We start from the raw sequence: 5,659 nt of genomic DNA on the forward strand, positions 1-5,659 counted from the left end.
CCCCAGCCGATCCTGCCGCAGGAGCAGCGAAGTGCAGGCAGAGATCGCCAGGAACAGCAAGGCAAAGGCGGCGGCGGTGACGAGGATGACCAGGCCATCCGCATAAAAATCCAGCTTGGCGACGCCCAGCAGACGGGCGCCGATCATAAGGAACAGCTTGCTCGACAACAATCCGGCGAGCAGGCCGCCACAGACGGCCGCCAGACCGATCAGCATCTGCTCCAGGAAGATCATCCGGTGCAGCTGGCGGCGCGTCATGCCGTGCAGCTGCAGCAGTCCGAACTCGCGCACGCGCGACCGTAGAAACGAGCGTACCGAGTAAAGGACGAACAATAGCGCGAACAGATACATAAAGCCAGCGGCAAACACCAGCGTTCGCCAGGCGCCGTCGTAGGCGACGCCGCCCTGGATCGCCGGATGATAGATGAACAGCGCGCAGATATAGAACACCGTCACGGCAAAGGCGCTGCTCAGGAAGTAGGCGGCATAGGTGCGCCGACTGCGCAGGACGTTAAGGCAGGCGAGTCGGGTTAAGGTCATGACCGTCCCCTCCGAGCAGCGATAGCATGTCGATGATCCGTTGGAAGAAGGCTTGCCGCTGGCCGCCGCGATACAGATCATGATAGAGACGGCCGTCCTTGATAAAGACGACCCGACTGCAGTAGCTCGCAGCGACCGCGTCGTGGGTCACCATCAGGATCGTCGTCTGTTCCGAGTCGTGCAGCGAGGCAAACGTCTCCATCACCTCGCGGGAGGCGCGGGAGTCGAGGCTGCCAGTCGGCTCGTCGGCAAGCACCAGCTCCGGCCGATGGATGATCGCCCGAGCGATGGCGGCGCGCTGCATCTGGCCGCCGGAGAGCTCGTAGACGCGGCGGGGCAACAGCTCGGCGATCGCGAGCCGCTTCGCTACCTCGGTCAGACGCGCCTCGATCTCCGGTACAGGGCGGTTGTCGAGGGTGAGCGGGAGCACGATATTTTCTGCGACGGTCAAGGAGTCGAGCAGATTGTACTGCTGGAATACGAAGCCAAGACGACGGCGACGGAACAGGGCCATCTCATCTCGATGCATCCTGAGCGGCTCCGCGTCGCCGATCCGGATACGGCCGGCGGTCGGCTCGTCGATCGTCGCGATCGCATGGAGCAGCGTCGTCTTGCCGCTGCCGGAGGGGCCCATAATGCCGACGAATTCGCCGGGTTCGATCTGGAGCTGCAGATTGTCCAAGGCCCGATGGGCGTGATGGCTTTCGTAGATTTTGGTCAAGCCGGTTATCTCGACGAGCGCCAAGCGCTTCACCTCCGAGTCAGATTCAGTATAAAACGCGCAAGCCTCAAGTCGCCATGGGTTAAACTTACAGCCGCCTTACAATATTGTAAGGCGGCTGAGCGAGCGTCGTCGGTTGCGAAAAAGCCTCAGAAGGTAATACGGACTCGCGTGCCCTCTCCCTGCACCGAGGCGATCTCGATCCGGTGCCCAAGCTTGTCGCAGATCTGGCGTGCCAGATACAGTCCCATGCCGGTCGACTCGGCGAAGGCGCGGCCGTTGGTCCCGGTGAAGTAAGGGTCGAAGACGCGAGGCAGATCGGCGTCCGGGATGCCGACGCCTGCGTCTTCCACCTCCAGGACGGCTCGTCCTGCTTCCGTCCAGGTGTGGAAGCTGATCACCGCGTTGTCCGCTATGGTGTAGCGTACGGCATTGGTGAGCAGCTGCGTGATGACGAAGACAAGCCACTTCTCGTCGGAGACGACGGTTACCCCCGCTGCTTCCGCCTCCAACCGGGGGGAGAGTCGATTGCGGATGAACAGCCGCCTCTGATCGGAGACGATCCGGCGGATCAGCGCCCCCAGCTCGAGCGACTCGACATGCAGATCCTGCTCGAAGCTGTCGAGCCGCGCTGTGTAGAGCACCATGTCCAGTCCCTTGCGCAGCTTGTCCAGCTCGTCGCCGACCGCCGAGCTCTGCGGATCGTCCCGCTCCTGCAGCAGCAGATGGATGACGGAGAGCGGCGTCTTCATCTGATGCGCCCATTGGTTGATGAACTGGATATGCGCCTCGATCTGGCTCCGATAGCCCAGCAGATCGGCCTGATAGAGGCGGGCTTGCTCCTGCAGCAGTCGGTGCAACGCCTCTGGGAGCGGCGAGGGCTGGAAGCTGCCTGGGGATGCGCTAAGCGCCGCCAGCGGCTGCTCCAGTCTTCGGTAGAAGGTGCGGTTGGCCGCATATCGGTAGCCGAGATAAAGACATAAGGCGGCAGTGCTCAGCAAGACGGCATAGAGGCTGATCGCCGGCTTGCGATAGCCGTCCAGCCAATAGATCAACGTGATCAGGCCGAGCTGCGCGATATACAGGACGAAGAGCGGCAGTTGATCCTTGAGGAACAGTCTCATCCTCGCGACTCCCATACCGGCAGTAGTCTGTAGCCGGCGCCGCGTACGGTCTGGATCGCGCCGTCGATCTCCAGTTGCGCCAGCTTTTTGCGAACGCGATTAACATACACATTCAGCGTATTGTCGTCGACGAAGGCGTGCTCATCCCAGATCCGCTCCAGCAGCCGATCGCGGCTCACCAGCTGCTCGGGACGCCGCAGCAGCTCGTCGAGGATCTGGCTCTCGGTATGGCTCAGCTCGATGCGACGATCCCGCAGACTGAGCTGGAGACGCTCGCAGTCTAGCGTCAGCCCGGCGACGGTCGTCGTGCGGTCGCTGCCTGCGGCATAAGAACCATAGGCGCGGCGCAGCAGACTGCCGACCTTGGCGGTGACCAGCTCGTAATCGAAAGGTTTCGTAATATAGTCGTCCGCGCCGTTCTCCAGCGCCATCACCTGATCCATCTTGCCCTCGCGGGCCGAGAGGAACAGGATCGGACAGGTAGAGCTGCGTCTGATCTGGCGGCACCAGTAGTATCCGTCATAGCGCGGCAGATTGACGTCCATCAGCACTAGATGGGGGTCAAAGGCGAGGCATTCCTCGCCGACATGCTCCCAACTGTGGACACGGCCGATCCTGTGGCCGAAGCGGCCGAGATGCTCGCCCAGCAGCAATGCGAGCTGAGGATCGTCCTCAACGATAAAAATGTTGTACATGGGATAGACTCCTCGGTACAGCCGTCAGCCGACTCGCGTGGGTGAAGGGCGGAGGTCGGATACCGACGTGCGGCAATCGATTTTCTTCCATTGTAGCAAGTGCAGGCACGCGCGTCCATGTTCGGGCCATCCCGGAGGGTTTTACAATATGTCAGCTTTCTTGACAGCGAGATTTGGTGTATACTTTTGGTAATTGCGATGACGACTCGCTGTTTTCATACTCGTTTCATGGGATGAGGCCCGGGTTAATCACTTATTAGCTCGGAGTGCAGGTTACGGGGAGAGGAAGAGTGGGATGAAGAGAAATCAGACGATGATGCAGTTTTTCGAGTGGCACGTCGACAATGACGGCGAGCACTGGAACCGATTGAAAGAGCGGGCTCAAGAGCTGAGCGAGCGAGGCATCACTGCCGTCTGGATTCCGCCAGCTGCCAAATGCCAGGCCGAGGGCGATACAGGGTACGGGGTCTATGATCTGTACGATCTGGGCGAGTTCGACCAGAAAGGGTCGGTGCGCACCAAATACGGCACAAAGGATCAACTGCTCGAGGCGATCCAGGCTTGTCGGGACCAGGGCATCGCTGTCTATGCTGATCTGGTCATGAACCATAAAGCCGGCGCCGATGAGACTGAAGCGTTTGAGGTCGTCGAGGTCAATGGGGAGAATCGAACGGAGGAGATTTCCGAGCCGTTTACGATCGAAGGCTGGACGCGGTTCACCTTCCCCGGCAGAGGCGATGCACACTCTTCATTTAAATGGAGCTACGAGCACTTTAACGGGACCGACTACGATGCGGCCTCCGAACGCTCAGGCATCTTCCGGATCTTGCATGGAGACAAGCAATGGAATGACAATGTCGACGACGACTTCGGCAACTATGACTATCTGATGTTCGCAAATATTGATTACCATCACCCCGACGTGCGGGCAGAGATGATCCGCTGGGGACACTGGATCGCCGACACGCTGCAATGCGGCGGCTTCCGGCTTGATGCGATCAAGCATATCGACTATTCGTTCATCCGCGATTTTGTCGACAAGGTGGGCGGCGCTCGCGGCGAGGATTTTTTCATCGTAGGTGAATATTGGAATTCTGACGCTGACCAGTGCCGCGCGTTTCTCGAGCAGCTCGATTACAGCCTGTGTCTCTTCGACGTCTCTCTGCATTGCAAGCTTCACGAGGCATCTGTGGCGGGACCGGATTACGATCTGCCCTCGATCTTCTGCGATAACCTGGTCGATACACATCCGATGCACGCCGTGACATTCGTGGACAACCACGATACGCAGCCGGGCGAGGCGCTGGAGTCATGGGTTGGCGACGGCTTCAAGCAGAGCGCCTATGCGATCATCCTGCTGCGGGAGAGCGGCTACCCGTGCGTCTTCTACGGCGATTACTACGGCATCAAAGGCGATGAGCCGATCCCGGACAAAAAGCAGGCGATTGACCCGCTGCTGTACGCCCGGTATCATAAAGCGTATGGCGAGCAAGAGGATTATCTGGATCACCCCAGCACGGTAGGCTGGGTACGGCGAGGCGTCGACGAGATCGTACGCTCGGGCTGCGCGGTCGTCATCTCCAATGACGAGGAAGGCTTCAAGCGGATGTGCGTAGGCGAGCACCGGGCAGGCGAGACATGGCTCGATCTGACCAATACGCGCAGCGATCGCATCGTCATCGGCGAGGACGGCTGGGCCGACTTTCCGGTCGACGGCTGCTCGCTCTCGGTGTGGGCGCTTCCGGAATTTGATGTGAGCAAACAGGAGGGAGAGTAACAAGTATGTATCTTGGATTGGCAGGAAAGCGTGCTGTCGTCACCGGCGGCAGCAAGGGAATCGGGCTGGCGACAGCGCTGCAGCTCGCGGCCGAGGGCGTCGATGTGGTCATCGTCGCCAGACGTCCCGAGCCGCTCGAGGAGGCGGTGCGGCTCATCAAGGAGCAGACCGGCAGAGAGGTGTATGGCGTAGCTGCCGACGTGTCCGACGCAGGCGATGTCGAGCGCGCGATCGCCGAGGCGGTCAGCCGGCTCGGCGGCATCGACATCCTCGTCAACAACGCAGGCACCTCGGCGGCCCGTCCGTTCCCCGAGGTGGCGGACGATACGTGGGCTGGCGATCTGGAGCTGAAGGTGTTCGGAGCGATCCGCTTCACTCGCGGACTGCTGCCGTATATGAAGCAAGCGGGCGGCGGGGCGATCGTCAACGTCACAGCGATCGGCGGCAAGACGCCAGGAGCAGGCTCGATGCCCAGCTCGGTCAGCCGCGCGGCCGGCCTGGCGCTCACCAAGGCGATGAGCAAGGATCTGGCCGCCGACGGCATCCGCGTCAACGCCGTCAGCATCGGCATGATCCGCAGCGAGCAAGTAGAGCGGGTGTGGCAGGAGCGCTATCCCGAGCAGACGTGGGAGGACTATGCGACCGACGAACGGCATGGCATCCCGCTTGGCAGGATCGGCGAGCCCGACGAAGCGGCGCGCGTCATCACATTCCTCGTATCCGAGGCGGCCTCCTATGTGAGCGGCACCTCGATCAATATCGACGGCGGCAAGTCAGCCGTCCTGTGACGGCGGGCCGGCTT

At 61.0% G+C, this 5,659-nt stretch carries 6 protein-coding genes; 2 read left to right on the forward strand and 4 right to left on the reverse strand.

From position 1 onward, the window contains the following. The 4 genes from PA598K_RS12450 to PA598K_RS12465 all read right to left on the reverse strand — a co-directional run. Positions 1–540: FtsX-like permease family protein (locus tag PA598K_RS12450; RefSeq protein ID WP_148091935.1), on the reverse strand; the 540-nt coding region annotated here is incomplete at its 3' end. Beyond that, positions 512–1,285, reverse strand: coding sequence for an ABC transporter ATP-binding protein (locus tag PA598K_RS12455; protein ID WP_128657280.1), 774 nt, complete (start codon positions 1,283–1,285; stop codon positions 512–514). The genes PA598K_RS12450 and PA598K_RS12455, both read right to left, overlap by 29 nt. A gap of 125 nt (positions 1,286–1,410) precedes the next feature. Next, positions 1,411–2,385 (reverse strand): sensor histidine kinase, encoded by a 975-nt coding sequence (locus PA598K_RS12460; protein WP_128657281.1) that lies wholly within the window; start codon positions 2,383–2,385, stop codon positions 1,411–1,413. Next, entirely contained in the window at positions 2,382–3,080 is a 699-nt protein-coding gene (locus PA598K_RS12465; protein WP_128657282.1) for a response regulator transcription factor, read from the reverse strand. The genes PA598K_RS12460 and PA598K_RS12465 overlap by 4 nt, the downstream gene beginning before the upstream one ends. Positions 3,081–3,375: 295 nt before the next feature. Here PA598K_RS12465 and PA598K_RS12470 point away from each other — a divergent pair, with 295 nt between their 5' ends. Continuing rightward, the gene (locus PA598K_RS12470; protein ID WP_128657283.1) at positions 3,376–4,857 is read left to right on the forward strand and encodes an alpha-amylase; all 1,482 of its coding nucleotides are present in this window, start codon (positions 3,376–3,378) and stop codon (positions 4,855–4,857) included. Positions 4,858–4,862: 5 nt separating this feature from the next. Continuing rightward, complete coding sequence (locus tag PA598K_RS12475) at positions 4,863–5,645, forward strand: SDR family NAD(P)-dependent oxidoreductase (RefSeq protein WP_128657284.1); 783 nt, start codon at positions 4,863–4,865, stop codon at positions 5,643–5,645. Positions 5,646–5,659 lie beyond the last annotated feature (14 nt).

The sequence above is a fragment of the Paenibacillus sp. 598K genome, assembly GCF_003851045.1.
Lineage (GTDB): Bacteria > Bacillota > Bacilli > Paenibacillales > Paenibacillaceae > Paenibacillus_D.

Coding starts and splice junctions, on each gene's coding strand:
- PA598K_RS12460 (WP_128657281.1), bottom strand. CDS start 2,385: ATGAGACTGTTCCTCAAGGATCAACTGCCGCTCTTCGTCCTGTATATC.
- PA598K_RS12465 (WP_128657282.1), bottom strand. CDS start 3,080: ATGTACAACATTTTTATCGTTGAGGACGATCCTCAGCTCGCATTGCTG.
- PA598K_RS12470 (WP_128657283.1), top strand. CDS start 3,376: ATGAAGAGAAATCAGACGATGATGCAGTTTTTCGAGTGGCACGTCGAC.
- PA598K_RS12475 (WP_128657284.1), top strand. CDS start 4,863: ATGTATCTTGGATTGGCAGGAAAGCGTGCTGTCGTCACCGGCGGCAGC.